The organism is Pseudomonas sp. TMW22089, assembly GCF_022496645.1.
GTDB lineage: Bacteria > Pseudomonadota > Gammaproteobacteria > Pseudomonadales > Pseudomonadaceae > Aquipseudomonas > Aquipseudomonas paraversuta.
In genome coordinates this window covers 24737-41130 of the sequence record NZ_SCFG01000031.1, presented here as the reverse complement: position 1 = coordinate 41130, position 16394 = coordinate 24737, and the positions used below count along the sequence as shown (strand labels likewise).

At 61.4% G+C, this 16394-nt stretch carries 11 protein-coding genes; 6 read left to right on the top strand and 5 right to left on the bottom strand.

Annotated elements, in window-relative coordinates:
* Nucleotides 1-849: 849 nt before the first annotated feature.
* Nucleotides 850-1524: an MgtC/SapB family protein gene (locus tag EQV90_RS20055; RefSeq protein WP_003445922.1), complete on the bottom strand. Its 675-nt coding sequence runs from the start codon at nt 1522-1524 to the stop codon at nt 850-852.
* Nucleotides 1525-1703: 179 nt separating this feature from the next.
* On the opposite strand from EQV90_RS20055, the gene alr reads away from it, so the two are divergent.
* Nucleotides 1704-2933 carry an alanine racemase gene (gene alr, locus EQV90_RS20050; protein ID WP_029612909.1) on the top strand — a complete coding sequence of 410 codons (1230 nt, stop codon included), beginning with the start codon at nt 1704-1706 and terminating at the stop codon, nt 2931-2933.
* Between the two features lie 245 nt (nt 2934-3178).
* Nucleotides 3179-5281 carry a TonB-dependent siderophore receptor gene (locus tag EQV90_RS20045; RefSeq protein WP_240878574.1) on the top strand — a complete coding sequence of 701 codons (2103 nt, stop codon included), beginning with the start codon at nt 3179-3181 and terminating at the stop codon, nt 5279-5281.
* A gap of 526 nt (nt 5282-5807) precedes the next feature.
* Here EQV90_RS20045 and EQV90_RS20040 read toward each other — a convergent pair.
* Nucleotides 5808-6260 carry a carboxymuconolactone decarboxylase family protein gene (locus tag EQV90_RS20040; RefSeq protein ID WP_240878573.1) on the bottom strand — a complete coding sequence of 151 codons (453 nt, stop codon included), beginning with the start codon at nt 6258-6260 and terminating at the stop codon, nt 5808-5810.
* Nucleotides 6261-6372: 112 nt separating this feature from the next.
* On the opposite strand from EQV90_RS20040, the gene EQV90_RS20035 reads away from it, so the two are divergent.
* The 4 genes from EQV90_RS20035 to EQV90_RS20020 all read left to right on the top strand — a co-directional run bounded on the left by EQV90_RS20035 (nt 6373) and on the right by EQV90_RS20020 (nt 11458).
* Nucleotides 6373-7773 (top strand): PLP-dependent aminotransferase family protein, encoded by a 1401-nt coding sequence (locus tag EQV90_RS20035; protein ID WP_161719403.1) that lies wholly within the window; start codon nt 6373-6375, stop codon nt 7771-7773.
* Nucleotides 7774-7941: 168 nt separating this feature from the next.
* Entirely contained in the window at nt 7942-8472 is a 531-nt protein-coding gene (locus EQV90_RS20030; RefSeq protein ID WP_127195323.1) for a sugar dehydrogenase complex small subunit, read from the top strand.
* Nucleotides 8465-10087: a GMC family oxidoreductase gene (locus EQV90_RS20025; protein ID WP_003445936.1), complete on the top strand. Its 1623-nt coding sequence runs from the start codon at nt 8465-8467 to the stop codon at nt 10085-10087. Before EQV90_RS20030 ends, EQV90_RS20025 begins: the two co-directional genes overlap by 8 nt.
* A 3-nt stretch (nt 10088-10090) precedes the next feature.
* The gene (locus EQV90_RS20020) at nt 10091-11458 is read left to right on the top strand and encodes a cytochrome c (protein WP_240878572.1); all 1368 of its coding nucleotides are present in this window, start codon (nt 10091-10093) and stop codon (nt 11456-11458) included.
* A 775-nt stretch (nt 11459-12233) separates the two neighbouring features.
* Here EQV90_RS20020 and EQV90_RS20015 read toward each other — a convergent pair.
* From EQV90_RS20015 to EQV90_RS20005, 3 genes are all read right to left on the bottom strand, one after another.
* Nucleotides 12234-13559: an OprD family porin gene (locus EQV90_RS20015; RefSeq protein WP_003445946.1), complete on the bottom strand. Its 1326-nt coding sequence runs from the start codon at nt 13557-13559 to the stop codon at nt 12234-12236.
* A 68-nt stretch (nt 13560-13627) separates the two neighbouring features.
* A complete protein-coding gene (locus EQV90_RS20010; RefSeq protein ID WP_003445947.1) occupies nt 13628-14830 on the bottom strand; it encodes a 3-oxoadipyl-CoA thiolase in 1203 nt (400 codons plus the stop codon).
* Nucleotides 14823-16382: a 3-hydroxyacyl-CoA dehydrogenase gene (locus tag EQV90_RS20005; RefSeq protein WP_003445956.1), complete on the bottom strand. Its 1560-nt coding sequence runs from the start codon at nt 16380-16382 to the stop codon at nt 14823-14825. Before EQV90_RS20005 ends, EQV90_RS20010 begins: the two co-directional genes overlap by 8 nt.
* Between the last annotated feature and the right edge of the window lie 12 nt (nt 16383-16394).

The following is a 16394-nucleotide window of genomic DNA, read 5'->3' as shown; positions in this document are numbered from 1 at the left end:
CTTTTCGGTCACTTGTTTGACCGCCTGGATTTTGAATTCTTCGGGATATCGCTGGTTGCTCATGGCACCTCCTAATGGGCCTCATTTTAAGGCTTGGAGGTGTCTACGAAACTAGGGGCGATTCAGGTATAAGGTTTCACCAATCCCATATCTCAAAGGAACCCTGAGAGAGGACCTATCAAAGCCTACACGATCCACGTCACAGGCCCCAGGGTCTGACCTTATGGTCTCCCTAAGGACCCATGTTTAAGGCATCACTGCTTAAATGTGCTGGGTCATGGCCCCGCTTAACTCTCAGATTTCACACAGGAGCGCTCTATGGACGCCAAGACTACACGGTTGGCTGTCCTTAAGGCCCTCTTGAAGTCTCCCGCAACGTGTAAGCTCGTGGGGCTGGCCCTGACTCTCTATGGTCTGTCCTATGGGGAAACCATTGCGGACCTCTTGGGCGAGCTTGCTGGAACCCTTTGGGGTGTTGACTCAATGGGTCACTTAAAAGTGCCTTAACGGAAGGCCACAGGGTCTACCAGAATATGACAAGAATTTTCCTGCACTGACCCTAAGCTCATAGCGCTGTGAGGTTCCCCCGGTGGGTGGCCGGACCCAGCCGTCTCGCAGGCGCGATAAGGAACCACATGATGCGCGCGATAAGGACCCCAGTGAATTCTACTGGGGATTTCAGTCGAGACCTGATGGGATACCATAGGGTCGCCTGTTAGGACCCGTTAGACATCGTTAGAAGTCCATGACACTATGGGCCCTCAACGGTGACCTGATGGATACTTGCAGTTCGTGCTCAATTATCCGGGGCGAGCCAACAGCAAGTCGTGACCGCTGCAAAACCGCAGGTTACTGAACAGACTGCTCTTCAGTAACCTGCGGTATGCCGAGGATGTCGTTGACGATGGCGTTGTACTCCAGCCGGGACGTGTTCCTGAACTCGATGGTGACGATTTCCGTGTCATGCACCGGCCCACGCTCCGTCACCAGATGCTTGATGTTATCGGCCCGGGCGCCCAATACCTCCTTGAGCCGGCTCATTGTCAGCGTAGCGGTCGGCGCCACCAGCCTGACCACATGCACCTTCAGGTAATCGCGGTACTTGCGCTCCAGCGGCCCGAGAATTGCCAGAATCACCAGGATCAAGGCTGCGGCCGCCACCGACAAGGTATACAGCCCGCCACCCACCGCCAGGCCAATGGCGGCCACTGCCCACAAGCTGGCCGCGGTGTTCAGGCCCCTGATCACGGCACCACGCTGCAAAATTGAGCCCGCACCCAAAAAGCCGATGCCGGTCACCACCTGTGCCGCGATCCGCGAAGGGTCCAGCTGTGTACCGGGCATGGTCAGGGCCTGCTGGAAACCAAAGGCCGAGACCATCATGAACAGGCAGGCGCCGGTACACACCAGCATGTGGGTACGCAACCCTGCGGACCAGAACAGATGCTCCCGTTGCAGCCCGATCAGACAGCCCAGCAAGGCCGCCAATAACAAACGTAAACACATCTCCGGATCTGAAATCATCGCCCGCGTCCCCCCGCAAACTTTCGAGCATAGCCAAGCTTTGGGGATCGGCCACAGATCATCGGCATCACGACACAATGAGACAGATCCGCGGCCAGGGGAGTGACTTTAGCCAGCGTCAAATCTAGTATCGCCCCGCCCTATTACCTCCCTAAAAATAAAGTATGGAAACGCTGATGATGCCCTTCACTCGCACCCTGCTCGCCCTCTCTCTGGGTATGGCTCTGCTGCAAAACCCGGCCTTCGCCGCCCCGCCCCTGACGATGACCGATGGTGTGGCACAGGTCAGTACCCAGGACAGCAATGCCTGGGTCGAAATCAACAAGGCTGCCTTTGAAAACAATATCCGGGTGCTGCAAGCCACTCTGGATGGCAAGTCGAAAATCTGCGCCGTGCTCAAGGCCGATGCCTACGGTCACGGTATCGGTCTGCTGATGCCGTCGGTGATTGCCATGGGCGTTCCCTGTGTCGGGGTTGCCAGCAACGAAGAAGCCCGTGTGGTGCGCGAGAGCGGCTTCAAGGGCCAGTTGATCCGCGTACGCACCGCCGCCCTCAGCGAGCTGGAAGCAGCGCTGCCGTACAACATGGAAGAACTGGTGGGCAACCTCGACTTCGCGGTCAGGGCCAGCCTGATTGCCGAGCAACACGGTCGCCCGCTGGTGGTCCATCTGGGCTTGAACTCCAGCGGCATGAGCCGTAACGGCGTGGAAATGACCACCGCCCAGGGGCGCCGTGACGCGGTGGCCATCACCAAAGTGCCGAACCTTGAAATACGGGCGATCATGACCCACTTCGCCGTCGAGGATGCCGATGACGTGCGCGCCGGGCTCAAGGCTTTCAACCAGCAGGCGCAGTGGCTGATGAACGTCGCCGGGCTCGATCGCAGCAAAATCACCCTGCACGCGGCCAACTCGTTCGCCACCCTGGAAGTGCCGGAGTCGCATCTGGACATGGTCCGCCCCGGCGGCGCGCTGTTCGGTGACACCGTACCGTCCCACACAGATTACAAACGGGTGATGCAATTCAAGTCCCACGTGGCCTCGGTCAATAGCTACCCCAAGGGCAATACCGTCGGTTACGACCGCACCTACACCCTGGGTCGTGACTCGAAACTGGCCAACATCACAGTCGGTTACTCCGACGGTTACCGTCGTGCGTTCACCAACAAAGGCATTGTGCTGATCAACGGCCACCGCGTGCCGGTGGTGGGCAAGGTATCGATGAACACCCTTATGGTTGACGTCACCGATGCCCCGGACGTGAAAAGCGGTGATGAAGTGGTGCTGTTCGGCCAACAGGGCAAGGCGCAAATCAGCCAGGCAGAGGTCGAAGACATCAACGGCGCGCTGCTGGCCGACCTGTACACCGTATGGGGCAACTCCAACCCGAAGATCCTGATCGACCAATAACAACCTGAACCCTGAACCTGTAGGAGCGAGCTTGCCTCGCGAGCTCTTGGCGATTTATGCGCCACGCGCAAAAAGCTCGCGAGGCAGGCTCGCTCCTACCGTTGGGTAGACCGCAGCATGATCGCCCCTCCTGTAAACGCGAATCGTAAAGATTGGTAAATGGCATTGATTGTTATTTGCGAGAATGTAAAAATTTGTAACCCATTCTCGTTTACGCAGTTCCATGCCCGGAGTATTCGCAGATCATGCGCAAAATGTTCACCCTGCCCACGTCAGCCCTCACCCTGATCGCCCTGGGCATTCTCAATAGTGCCGTTGCCGACACCCTGGACCTGCCCACCACGAGCATCACTGGCGACGGTGAAGACGCGCCGCAGGGTTATCAGGCCAGGCCGAATGCCAGCACCACCCGCCTGAACCTCAGCGCCGGGCAAACCCCTCAAGGCGTGACCAGCATCAAGCGCGAGCAACTGGATGACTTCAAACTCAACAGTATCCGCGACGTGCTGGGCAGCACCCCGGGGGTCAACGTGCAGAAGATCGAGACCGATCGTACTTACTTCACCGCCCGTGGCTTCGACATCACCAACTTTCAGTACGACGGCATGGGTATGCCGTTGAACGGCGGGGTGCTGGTGGGCGATATCGACATGGCGCCCTATGAGCAAGTGGACATTTTGCACGGCGCCAACGGCCTGATGACCGGCAGCGGCAACCCCTCGGCCACGGTCAACTTTGTGCGCAAGCGCCCCACCTATGACACCGAAGCCAAGGTCAGTGTCAGTGCCGGGTCCTGGGACAAGCGCCGCGTCGACCTCGATGTCTCAGGGCCTCTGACCGACTCGGGAAATGTCCGTGGCCGGGTGATTTATGCCAACGAGACGGGCAATTCCTACCTCGACCGCTACTCCCGGGAGAAGAATATTTTCAGCGGCCTGCTGGCCTTCGACCTGAGCGATAGCGACACCCTGACCCTGGGCATCGAAGACCAGAAGAGCAATGCCAACGGCGCCAGCTGGGGCGCGCTGCCGCTGACCGATGCCAGCGGCAAGGCGCTGCACTACAGCAGCACCCGTTCCAGCATCGCCCAACCCTGGGTGTACTGGGACGTGCATACCACCCGCGCCTTTGCCGAGTGGCAACACAGCTTCGCCAATGACTGGAAGTCGACGCTGACCCTGACCGCCATGGAGCACCGCGAAGACACCGACATGTTCTACGTGTATGGCAACAGCGGCTCGGCCACCGGGTTCACCGGTCTTGCCTCCAACTACAAGGACAAGACCCGCGAGCTGGATGGCGACATTTCCTTCAGCGGGCCTTTTACCCTCGGCGGTCGTGAACACCAACTGACCTTCGGCGCCAACGTGGCCCGCTCGCGCACCCAGGAGACCTCGCTGTATGGCTCCTCGTCGTACGACACCGACGTCTCGCTGCAAGATGCCCTCAACGGGGTAATTCCCAAGCCCACCTACAACATCGCCAATGCCGCTGATACCTCGAACTACACCGACCGGCAGAAAAGTGTCTATGCCGGCACACGTTTGAGCCTGACCGACGATCTGCACCTGATCATCGGGGCGCGCATGCTCAGCGCCGACAGCGACGGCGAGAACTACGGCTCGGCCCGGGATGTGAGCATCCATGGCAAGGTCACGCCCTATGCGGGCGTGGTTTACGACCTGACCGAGCAATACTCGCTGTATGCCAGCTACACCGAGATATTCAATCCCCAGTACTACCTCAACACCCAGGGCAAAGTGATCGACCCGCTGCAAGGCAAGAGTTACGAAGCGGGCATCAAGGGCCATTTGCTGGATAACAAACTGGATGTCAGCGCGGCGGTATTCCACACCAGGCAGGACAACGTGGCCACCTATGCCGGCTTTAATCCGGCGCTGGGCGGGTATCTGTATGACGGCATGTCCTACAAGAGCGACGGGATAGAGCTTGAGGCGTCCGGGGAACTGGCGCCGGGCCTGCAAATCAGCGGCGGCTACACCTATGTGTACATCACCGATGCCGACAATGACCGCGGGCGCAAATTCATCCCGCGCAATGCCCTGACCTCATCCATGACTTACAAACTGCCGATGGCGCCGAAGGTCAAGGTGGGTGGCAGCCTGAAATGGCAAAGCAAAATCGAGAACGACGATGCCCCGGCGGCCAACCAGGCGGCCTACGCGCTGGTGGGCCTGATGGCCAGCTACGACATCGATGCGCACTGGAGCACCCAACTCAACCTGGACAACCTCACCAACCGCAAGTACCTGCAAAGCGTGCGCTACGGCCAAAGCAACTATGGCGATCCGCGCAACGTGACGGCGTCGGTCAGCTGGAAGTTCTAAGAAAGGCCTGGCCGACCCCATCGCCGGCAAGCCGGCTCCCACATAAGCCAGTTCTCACTGGTGGAAGGCACCCCTCCTCCTGTGGGAACTGGCTTGCCACTGGTGGAAGGCATCCCTCTTCCTGTAGGAGCTGGCTTGCTAGCGATGGAAGACATCCATCCTCCTGTAGGAGCTGGCTTGCCAGCGATGGAAGGTATCCCTCTACTCTGGAAGCTGGCTTGCCACTGGTGGAAGGTATCCCTCTTCCTGTGGAAGCTGGCTTGCCAGCGATGGAAGGCATCCCTTCTCCTGTGGGAGCTGGCTTGCCAGCGATGGAAGGTATCCCTTCTCCTGTGGGAGCTGGCTTGCCAGCGATGGAAGGCATCCCTTCTCCTGTGGGAGCTGGCTTGCCAGCGATGGAAGGTATCCCTTCTCCTGTGGGAGCTGGCTTGCCAGCGATGGAAGGCATCCCTCTTCCTGTGGAAGCTGGCTTGCCACTGATGGAAGGGATCCCTCTCCTGTGGGAGCTGGCTTGCCAGCGATGGCATCAACCCCGGGCCGCTGCCGGGGTCATGCGAAAGGCCACACCGAAGCGGTTGAAGGCATTCATCAGGCCGATGGCATAGGTCAGGTCTGCCAGTTCCTGGTCGCTGAATTCGGCGGTTGCCCGTTCATAGTCCGCATCGCCAACGCCGGTTTGCTCGACCCGGGTGACGCTTTCAGCCCATCTCAATGCAACCCGTTCCCGTGCGCTGAACAACTCCCCCCCTTCCTGCCACACCGGCACCAGCACCAGTTTTTCCACGGCCATGCCGTGCTTGAGCAAATCCCGCGAGTGGACATCGATGCAGTAGGCACAGCCGTTTATTTGTGAAACTCGCAGATACACCAGGTCGATCAGGGCTTTGGGCAGGCTGCTGTTTTGCACACAGGCATAGACATTGGCAAATGCCCGGTTGCCCTCGGGTGACGCCTTGGAGTAATCGATACGCTGACTCATGAACTGTCCTTGCAGTGGCACATTAGGTGGGGCCATAGTGCCGATTCTTGGCCCTGCCCAAAAGAGCCAAGAATCGTCTTTATCCATAGGCCATGATTCCTTCAGGCAGACCATGAAAACCACCGCGCCGCGCATTTCCCCCCTGGACCCGGGCTCCAGCGAACCCATCTACCGTCAACTTTATGAGCATTTGCGCGCGGCCATTGCCAGCGGCTCGCTGAAACCCGGTGAACGGGTACCCGCAGCACGGGCTCTGGCCAAAGAGTTGGGCCTGGCCAGAGGCACTGTGGACAGCGCGTATTCACTGCTGACCGGCGAAGGCTATCTGCAGGCGCGGGGTCAGGCAGGCACAGTCGTGACACCGGGGATCAGCCTCAATCCCGGACCGCTACCTGCCCTTGCCGCCGCCAGCCCGGCCCTGCCCCGGCTACCGGCAATCATGCCCTTTCAAATGGGCCTGCCGGCGCTGGACGTTTTCCCGCGGAAAACCTGGGCCCAGATCAGTGCTCGGTGCGTGCGCAGCGCCACCATCGAGGACATGGCCCTGCCTTCGGACCAGGGCCTGGAATCGTTGCGCACCGCCATTGCCGGTTACTTGCAGGTTGCCCGCGGGATTAGCTGCACGCCGTCCCAGGTGTTCATCACCTCGGGCTATCGGGACAGCCTGTCGCTGATCGCCCATGCCTTGCTCAAACCGGGGGAGCAGGTGCTGGTGGAAGACCCGGGGTATCCGCCCACCCGGCAGTTGCTCGAAGCCCTGGATATACAAGCGGTCCCCGCCGCTGTGGATCAGGACGGCATGGCCCTGCCCGACGACATGGGCCAGGGATACCGGGCGGCCATTGTCACGCCGGCCCATCAAAGCCCGCTGTGTGTATCCCTGGCACTGCCGCGCCGCCTGCAATTGCTGGCATGGGCCAGCCGGCAACAGGCCTGGATTGTCGAAGACGATTACGACGGCGAGTACCGCTACAGCAGTCGCCCGCTGCCGGCACTCAAAAGCCTGGACCGCGATGGCCGGGTGATTTACAGCGGCACCTTCAGCAAAGTGCTGTTCCCCGGGCTACGCCTGGCCTATCTGGTGGTACCCGAAGCGCAAATCCAGCGTTTCGAAAGCATCAGCCAGGTTTTTCGCAGCGGTTGCCCGCCACTGACCCAGGCCATCGTCGCGGCCTTTATGAGTCAGGGCCACTTTGCCCGGCATATCCAGCGCATGCGCAAACTCTATGGCGAACGCCGGGCCATGGCCGTGAGCGGGCTGAGCAAAGTGCTGGGCGAACACATCCGGATTGACGCCAACCCCGGAGGCATGCATCTGATCCTGCGCCTGGCAGACCCGCAACCGGACCGGTTACTGGTGCAGCGCATGCGCCAGCACGGCCTGTTCGCCGAAGCACTGAGCGAATGGAGCCTGCAGAGCACACCTCAGTCGGCTCTTCTGCTCGGCTTTGCCAACATCCCGTCACAAGCCAGCGCCGAAGCCCTGGGCCAGCGCATTCTGGCACTTATGTAGCAGCGGCCAGGGCACTGAAAGAATTAAAGATAGTTAGCTAAACATTTGTTATTCTTGCCTCCCCCTACCGCTGGCGACTAACCACCGCCAGCGTCCCCCCGCGCCATCACTTCGCTGATTGCGCAAGCTTCACTCCTATAACGAAAACCTGCCACGACAGGAAGTACCATGAATTGCCTGAATGAACTGAAGAAGCCTACGCGGCGCGTGCTGCTGCAAGGGCTCTTGACTGCTTATACCGCGTCCCTGATTCCCTTCGCCCTGGCCGAAACGGTCGACACGCCAGAACAAGGTGCCTTTGTGGCGCTGTCAGCGATCATCGCCGGGCGTCAAAGCCTCGATCCGGTGCTGGCCGGCATGCTGTACAACGCCCTGGTTGAACAAGACCCCGGTTTCCCCCAGGCGGCCAAAGAGCTTCTGGCACTGATCAATCAACGCCAGATTGATCCCATGCAACTGCAAAAGACCCTGGACGACGAAAAATCCTCCCTGGCCAGCGTGCCGCGCAAAGTGGCCATGGCCTGGTTCATGGGCGTAGTCGGCAGCGGCGCCCAGGCCCGTTGCCTGGCGTACGAGCATGCACTCAATGCGCAGATCGTGGCTGACGTGCTCAAGCCACCGACCTATGCCTATGGCGCTTATGGAAGCTGGGCTCGCAACCCGACAGTCGAATTGAAAAAAGAGGTGAACAATGTCTGATCAACTGTCCGCGGACATCGTCATCATCGGCTCGGGTATCTGCGGCGCCATGGCTGCCACTCACCTGCTCAAGCAAGGCGCTTCGGTACTGATTCTCGAAGCCGGCGGTCCTATCGATCGCGGGCGTGTGGTGGCCGCGTTCCGCAACTCGACACGTAAAAGTGACTGGATGTCGCCCTACACCTGTAGCGACATTGCCCCGCACCCGATCTACAAGCCCACCGACAACGGTTATCTGGTCCAGGGCGGCCCTTACCCGTACCCGGCCGAATACATCCGTGGCGTCGGCGGCACCACCTGGCACTGGGCAGCACAGGCATGGCGCCTGGTACCCGGCGACATGCGGATCAAGACCCTCTACAACCTGGGCGTCGACTGGCCCATGAGCTACGAAGAACTCGACCCTTTCTATCAGCAAGCGGAAGAGATCTGGGGCGTGTCAGGCGCCGAAAACACCGGTTCACCCCGCAGCCAGCCGTTCCCGATGGAGCCCGTGACCGAACCCTACGCCATGCGCCGCATCCGCGAACGCCTGGCCCCGGCGTTCCCGGTAGTGGGTAACACCACGGCCCGTAACAGCCGCGCCTATGACGGTCGCCCGGCCTGCTGTGGCAACAACAGCTGCCAGCCGATCTGCCCGATTGACGCGCAATACCATGGCGGCATCGCGATCCAGACCGCAGTGGACGCAGGCGCCCAACTGCAGGTCAACGCCGTGGTTTACCGCATCGAACATGATGACAAGGGCCATATCGTGGCCGTGCACTACTTCGACGCGGACAAACAGTCGCACCGGGTCACCGGCAAGACTTTCATCCTCGCGGCCAACGGCATCGAAAGCCCGAAACTGCTGCTGATGTCTGCCAGCGACAAGTACCCCAACGGCCTGGCCAACAGCTCGGGCATGGTGGGTCGCAACCTGATGGACCACCCGAGCACCTCGCTGACCTTCGATGCCGATGAAGAACTGTGGCTGGGTCGTGGCCCGCAAAGCCCGAGCTCGATCAATACCATGCGCGATGGTGAGTTCCGCTCTGAGCACGCCCCGTATCGCCTGGATTTCACCAATATTTCCCGGGTCAACAGCGCCACTGACGCGCTGATCACGGCCGGGGTCTACGGTGCCGAATTCGAGAAGCAGTTGCGCCACCGCGCCGCCTTTGAAATGAGCCTCAAGGACGTGCTGGAAGTACTGCCCAACCCTGAGAACCGCATCAGCCTGAGCGACCAGAAAGACAAGCTGGGGCTGCCAAAACCCAAGGTCAACTACGCCATCGACGAATACACCCGCAAGGGTGCAGCGCGGTCCCACAAAGACTTCGCCCGGATTGCCGAAATGATGGGCGGGACCAATCTGCGCTACAGCGCCGAAGGCAGCTTTGCCAACAACCAGCACATCACCGGCACCATGAGCATGGGCATCGACCCGAAGACTTCGGTCTGTGACAGCTATGGCCGTACCCACGACCACGACAACCTGTTCATTTGCAGCACCGGGGTGATGCCGACCTCCGCCACCATGAACTCGACCCTGACTGCTGCGGCACTGACCTTGCGCACTGCGCAACACATCCTGCCGAACCGGATCATTGCCACTGAACAGGGACGGGGTTGAGCCATGAACTGGAATCTTGTTTCCCTTAGCGCGCTGATGCTGCTGGCACTCAACGTCAATGCTGCCGATGACGCACAGATCAAACGTGGCCAGTACCTGTCCACCGCCGGTGACTGCGTCGCCTGCCACAGCGTGCCCGGTGGCAAACCCTTTGCCGGCGGTCTGGCGCTGCCTACGCCGATCGGCGAAATCATCGCCACCAACATCACCCCGTCGAAAACGGCGGGTATCGGCAACTACAGCCTGGAGCAGTTCAGCGATGCCCTGCGCAAGGGTGTGCGTGCCGACGGCCAGCATCTTTATCCCGCCATGCCTTACACCGCTTACGCCAAAGTCAGCGATGAAGACATCAAGGATATGTACGCCTACTTCATGAACGCCGTGGAGCCGGTGGACAGCCCGACCAAAGCCACCGAGCTGCCGTTTCCGTTCAACATTCGCCTGTCCATGGCGGCGTGGAACCTGTTGTTTCTCGACAACAGCACCTTCGTTGCCGATACCGGCCGCGACCCCGAGTGGAACCGTGGCGCCTACCTGGTTCAGGGCCTGACCCACTGCAGCACCTGCCACACCCCGCGCAATCTGCTGATGGCCGAAGTCTCGTCCAAAGAGCTGGCCGGTGGTGATGTAGGGACCTGGCACGCGCCGAACATCACCTCCGACCTCAACAGCGGTATCGGTGGCTGGGACAACGCGCAGCTGGTGGCGTACCTGAAAACCGGCGAAGTCCGGGGCAAGGCACAAGCTGCCGGGCCGATGGCCGAAGCGGTGGATCACAGCCTGCAGTACATGAACGACAGCGACCTCAAGGCCATTGCCGTTTACCTCAAGGCCCTGCCTGCTCAGCACAACCCGGCTGACAGCAAACCGGTGTATGCCCTTGGCCAAGCCACCGACGAGCTGAACAGCATCCGTGGCGTAGAGTTGCCGGCTGATGGCGACAAAATGACCGGCGCGCAGATCTACGATGCCTACTGCAGTTCCTGTCACCAGGCCCAGGCCCAGGCCCAGGGCAGCTTTGAAGGCGCCCTGCCCTCGTTGCTGCACAACACGGCGGTCGGACGCAGTAATCCGGCCAACCTGGTAATGGTGATTCTGGAAGGCGTGAAACGTGGCGCTGACGGTCAGGACATCCGCATGCAAGGTTTCGCCAAGACCCTGAGTGACCAGCAGGTAGCGACACTGGCCACTTGGCTGACCGAGCATTACGGCAACCCGCAGGTCAAAGTCAGCGCCGCCCAGGTCAAGCAAACCCGCGCAGGCGGCCCCGTCTCGCACCTGGCCGCACTGGCCCAGGGCGCGATTGCCGCCGGCGTCATTGTTTTGATCCTGCTGCTGGTATGGCGAGCACGTCGCAAGCGCCGGGGTTAAGCCCAAACTTGTTCGCGATGGCCTAACCGCCATCGCTGGCAAGCCAGCTCCCACAGGTACCGGGGAGCCGCACCACTCCACCCTTTGTGGGAGCCGGGCTTGCCCGCGATGGCAGCACCGCGGTCCGGCAGTAATGTCGAATTGTCTGCATCGCTGGCAAGCCAGCTCCCACAGGTACCGGGGAGCCGCACCACTCCACCCTTTGTGGGAGCCGGGCTTGCCCGCGATGGCAGCACCGCGGTCCGGCAGTCATGTCGAATTGTCTGCATCGCTGGCAAGCCAGCTCCCACAGGTACCGGGGAGCCGCATCACTCCACCCTTTGTGGGAGTCGGGCTTGCCCGCGATGGCAGCACCGCGGGCCGGCAGTCATGCCGATTTGTCTGCATCGCTGGCAAGCCAGCTCCCACAGGTACCGGGCAGCCGCACCACTCCACCCTTTGTGGGAGCCGGGCTTGCCCGCGATGGCAGCACCGCGGGCCGGCAGTCATGTCGATTTGTCTGCATCGCTGGCAAGCCAGCTCCCACAGGTACCGGGCAGCCGCACCACTCCACCCTTTGTGTGAGCCGGGCTTGCCCGCGATGGCAGCACCGCGGTCCGGCAGTCATGTCGAATTGTCTGCATCGCTGGCAAGCCAGCTCCCACAAAGCCCGGGCGTTGTATACAACCTGTAGGAGCGAGCTTGCTCGCGAGCTTTTCAACACCGCAACAAAGAGCTCGCGAGCAAGCTCGCTCCTACAGGTTACTGGCCGCTCCCTCAAAGCTCGCGCCTACGTTCAGAACAACGCTAGGCTATAGCTGAGAATCAATCGGGTCTGGTCCTGATCGGGGGCCGCCTGCGAACGCAATGTTGCATACCGCGCCCCGAGCCCCAGCCCTTTGAACGTCCCCTCCTGGATCACGTAATCGAGCAACAGATCGCGTTCCCATTCCTTGTGCTCATCCCCTGAAACGGTGCGGATCCCGTCGCCCTTGAGGTAGACCATCGACGCCCGTAAACCCGGGACACCAACAGTGGAAAAATCATAGGCGTACTGCCCGAACCAGGTGTTCTCACCGGCCCGGTTGAAACTGGTCAGCAAGCGATCGGTAAACAGGTACAGGCTCGCACCTCCCGCGCCCTTGTCGGGCAATGAGCCCTGATTGAGCTGCACGAAGTTGCTGGCATCGGAAACGCTTTGATAACCACCGGTCAACCCATGGCCACCCAGGTTCCAGGTGAACATCGCACTCCAGGTGCGGTTGTCGATTTCACCTCTGCCATCGCGGGTATAGCCCCCCACCCGATAGCCGTCAGAACGACCACCGCCGCTGCCGTTCGCCCCGCTCGACCCGGTGTCGAAGTAACGCAGGTCGGTCTTGATCGACTGCCCTTCACCCAGTGCCCAGGTATGCTGCAAGCCGAAAAACTGCTGGGTGTAGTAGTTCTCCAGGTTGGCCGCGTAGTACTGCAGGAGCAGATCGCGGCCGGCCTTGTAATCGGCGCCGGCAAACACAAAGTCATTGCTCTGGCGCGTTCCGCCCGCCACGGCCAGCCCGGTGCGGTCACTTGAACCGCGCCCGGTGGCCTGTTCAATACGCCCGGCCGTAAGGGTCAGGTTGTCGAGGTCATGGCTGGTGAGCTGTACACCTTCAAAGGTTTGCGGCAACAGACGGCCGTCGTTGGCCACCAGTACCGGCAATTTGGGCTGCAGAGTACCCACCCGGGCTTCGGTTTGCCCCAGCCGCACCTTGCCGGTCAGGCCCAGACGGCTCCAGTCACTGGCAACCCCCTGGCCATCGTCCGGGATCATGCTGCTGCCGCGATGCCTGCCTGCACCGCTGTCCAGGGTCAGGCCTTGCAGCACCAGGGCATCCACGCCAAACCCCAGGGTCCCCCGGGTAAACCCCGAGGTGAAATTGAGCATGAAACCCTGGGCCCACTCCTCGGTTTTAGCCTGCCCGGACGGTCCGCGCTGGTCGCGAAAGTCATGGCTGAAGTACAGATTGCGCAAGCCCAGGCTGGCATGACTGTCGCTGACAAAGTCGGCGTGTGCGGCCTGGCCGACCGCACAGCTCAAGGTCCCCAGAACCAGGCAGGACAGGGGTGAAGGTGTATTCATGGCAAAGTTTTCCCTTGGGCGGTTACACGCCCTGTTTTTATTTTAGGTTCGAGGGTATTGCGAAAAAATCACACGCGCTCGATCACCATCGCCACGCCTTGGCCGACACCTACGCACAGGCTGACCACCGCATAACGCTGTTGCTGACGCTGCAAGGTACGGCAGGCACTCAGTACCAGCCGCGCACCCGATGCGCCCAGCGGATGGCCCATGGCAATTGCCCCGCCGTTGGGGTTGACCCGAGGGTCGTCGAAACTCAGTTCCAGGGCCTTGAGGCACCCCAGCACCTGTGGCGCGAAGGCTTCATTGATTTCGATCAGATCGACTTGCTCCAGGCCGATACCGGCCCGCTGCAACGCCACCACTATCGCCTGGTGCGGACCAATCCCCATGATCCGTGGCTCTACCCCGACCACCGCCGAGGACAGAATCCGCGCCATCGGCGCCACGCCATGGGCAAGGCCAATCTCTCGGTTGCCCAGCACCAGAGCGGCCGCGCCGTCGTTGATTCCCGAAGCGTTGCCTGCAGTGACCACCCCGCCCTCAAACAGGGGCTTGAGCCGCGATAACGCAGAGAAGTCGGACTGGGCCCGTGGATGCTCGTCGACACTTACCTGACGGGACTCACCCTTGCGCGCAGAAGGCACGTCTACAGCCATGATTTCGTCGTCCAGCACCCCTGCCAGCAAAGCCGCCTGATAACGGGACTGGGAGCCGGCGGCGAAGCGGTCGGCCTCCTCGCGGCTGATGTCGTACAGCCGGGCAAGGTTGTCGCCGGTCTGCGGCATGCTGTCATTGCCATAACGCTGTACCAGCCGGGGGTTGGCGAAACGGGCACCGATGGTGCTGTCCGCGATCTCCTGGCTGCGACTGAACGCAGTCTCGGCTTTGGAAATAACCAGTGGCGCCCGAGACATGCTCTCTACCCCGCCCGCCAGATACCAGCGACCCTCACCACAGGTAATGGCCCGGGCGGCATCGATCACTGCCGACAGACCACTGGCGCACAGGCGGTTGACCGTCTGCCCCGGCACCGTCATGGGCAAGCCGGCACTGAGCAAAGCATTGCGCGCCAGGTTGCGGCTGTCCTCGCCGGCCTGGTTAGTGCAGCCCAGAATCACGTCTTCCAGTGCTTGCACGGGCAGGCCCGAGGTCTGCACCAGACGGGCCAGCAGCTCACCCACCAGATCATCCGGGCGCACCGCCGACAGGCTGCCGCCATGGCGGCCAAAAGGCGTTCGCAAACCGCTGTAAACATAAGCCTCAAGCATGATTTATCTCCTGCTGAACAAGGTGGGCTGCGGGCAGCGGGTTTTCCGTCTGGCACAGCGCGATTCCCAGTCGCGCCCGGCGCCGCAACCAGCCGCTGGGGCGATAACGCGGGTCGCCGGTCAAGGCATGCATGCGCTGCAAAATCTGCAGCACCCGCCCGACGCCCAGCAGGTCGCCCCAGGCCAGTGGCCCCTGCGGATAACCAAGACCCAGGCGCACCGCGCCATCAATGTCAGCCACCGAGGCAATGCCCTGCTGGGCGATGTCGCAACCCAGATTGACGATGCAAGCCAGGGTGCGCTGCAGGATAAAACCGCAGCTGTCACCGATTACCACCACCGTGGCGCCATCGGCACTGAACAGGGCGTGGGCGACGTGTTGCATATCGACCCGGGTCACCGGAGTGGGCATCAGGCATCGCAGGTTATCCAGTTCCAGCAAGGTGTCGACCGCCACCGTGCGCGCCGGATCGGTGCCATGGCGCAGGGCCGACTCGGTGCAGTCATCACCCAGGGGCGCCAGCAGGCACAGGGCCTCGGCAGATGGCTGCGGACCATGCTCGATCCTGGCCCCCAGTTGCTCGAGCAACCTCAGCAGCCGGATTTTGCCGGTTTCATCATCACCTGCCACCCACACGGGCGGGATCTGCTTGCAGTCCGGTACCGGCTGGGCAAAGCGTGGCGCACCCGCCTTGCCCTGGTAACGATAAAAGCCCTGCCCGCTCTTGCGCCCCAGGTGCCCGCCCGCCAGCATCTGGTGCAACAGCGGATGGGGCCGGTAGCGCGGTTCCTGATAAAACTGGCGATATACCGATTCCATCACCGGCAGGCTGACATCCAGGCCAATCAGGTCGAGCAATTCGAACGGCCCCATCGCGAACCCGGCGCCGACCCTCAGCACCGCATCAATCAGGCCCGGCGGCGCCACCCCTTCACTGAGAATACGCAGCGCTTCGGTACCGAATGCCCGTCCGGCGTGGTTAACGATAAAGCCCGGCGAGTCCTTGCAGATCGCCGGACAGTGGCCGACATGGCGCACCAGCGCCTGTAACTGATCAATCACCTGCGGCGCGGTGGCGATACCGCCAATCACTTCGACGATGCGCATCAGGGGCACCGGATTAAAGAAGTGCAGCCCAGCCACCCGCTGCGGATGCGCGCAGACCGAAGCAATTGCCGTGATCGACAGAGACGAGGTGTTGCTTGCCAGCAGTGTCGCCGGATCGAGCAGCGCATCCAGTTGCCGGAACAGCTGCTGCTTGGCTTCCAGGTCCTCGACTATGGCCTCGATTACCACCTGGCAATCGTCCAGTTCCTGCAGGCTGTTGACCACCTGTACCCGATCCAGCGCCGCGCTGGCCGCCTGGGGGGTGATCCGGCCTTTTTGCCGGAGCATGGCGAAGGTCGACGCCAGTTGTTCCCGGGCGTTGGTGGCAGCACCCGGGCGCGTATCGAACAGCGATACCTTCAACCCGGCTTGAGCCATGACCTGAGCAATGCCCTGGCCCATGGCGCCCGTGCCGACCAGACCGATGGGTTGTTGTAATTGCATGCGCAGGACTCC

Coding starts and splice junctions, on each gene's coding strand:
- EQV90_RS20035 (WP_161719403.1), top strand. CDS start 6,373: ATGAAAACCACCGCGCCGCGCATTTCCCCCCTGGACCCGGGCTCCAGC.
- alr (WP_029612909.1), top strand. CDS start 1,704: ATGCCCTTCACTCGCACCCTGCTCGCCCTCTCTCTGGGTATGGCTCTG.
- EQV90_RS20025 (WP_003445936.1), top strand. CDS start 8,465: ATGTCTGATCAACTGTCCGCGGACATCGTCATCATCGGCTCGGGTATC.
- EQV90_RS20045 (WP_240878574.1), top strand. CDS start 3,179: ATGCGCAAAATGTTCACCCTGCCCACGTCAGCCCTCACCCTGATCGCC.
- EQV90_RS20010 (WP_003445947.1), bottom strand. CDS start 14,830: ATGCTTGAGGCTTATGTTTACAGCGGTTTGCGAACGCCTTTTGGCCGC.
- EQV90_RS20030 (WP_127195323.1), top strand. CDS start 7,942: ATGAATTGCCTGAATGAACTGAAGAAGCCTACGCGGCGCGTGCTGCTG.
- EQV90_RS20005 (WP_003445956.1), bottom strand. CDS start 16,382: ATGCAATTACAACAACCCATCGGTCTGGTCGGCACGGGCGCCATGGGC.
- EQV90_RS20055 (WP_003445922.1), bottom strand. CDS start 1,524: ATGATTTCAGATCCGGAGATGTGTTTACGTTTGTTATTGGCGGCCTTG.
- EQV90_RS20020 (WP_240878572.1), top strand. CDS start 10,091: ATGAACTGGAATCTTGTTTCCCTTAGCGCGCTGATGCTGCTGGCACTC.
- EQV90_RS20015 (WP_003445946.1), bottom strand. CDS start 13,559: ATGAATACACCTTCACCCCTGTCCTGCCTGGTTCTGGGGACCTTGAGC.
- EQV90_RS20040 (WP_240878573.1), bottom strand. CDS start 6,260: ATGAGTCAGCGTATCGATTACTCCAAGGCGTCACCCGAGGGCAACCGG.